The sequence below is a fragment of the Vibrio sp. 10N.222.49.C9 genome (assembly GCF_041474985.1).
Lineage (GTDB): Bacteria > Pseudomonadota > Gammaproteobacteria > Enterobacterales > Vibrionaceae > Vibrio > Vibrio crassostreae_C.
This window is the reverse complement of sequence record NZ_JBFRVD010000989.1, coordinates 1-310: the sequence shown is the minus strand read 5'-3', so window position 1 is coordinate 310 and position 310 is coordinate 1. Positions and strand designations below refer to the sequence as shown.

The window sequence follows — 310 nt, the reverse complement described above, 5'->3', positions numbered from 1 at the left end:
GACCTAGGTGAGTACAATGATATTTCACAATGGCAGAGATAACCGAAGGCTTAGCGCCATTATCAATGGCGCCCATGGTTAGAAGGTTTGCTCCTTCGAGCAGGTAGGCACTACCTGCGATTCGAGCAAGCGGCTCCTCGATACCTTCCATTCGGCCAATAGGCTGCTTAAATTGACGGCGAATACGAGCATACGCACCAATAGCAAGAGCATTGGTCTTGATTCCACCGGTATTAGCTGACGGTAGGGTGATTGCACGTCCCACTGATAAACATTCCACCAACATTTTCCAACCTTGGCCCACCATCTC

The 310-nt window shown here is 49.7% G+C and carries 1 protein-coding gene; it reads right to left on the bottom strand.

Annotated elements, in window-relative coordinates; all coding sequences use genetic code 11:
• Positions 1-310 (bottom strand): acyl-CoA dehydrogenase family protein (locus AB4585_RS26565; RefSeq protein WP_372171737.1); only part of this gene is annotated, 310 nt, incomplete at both ends.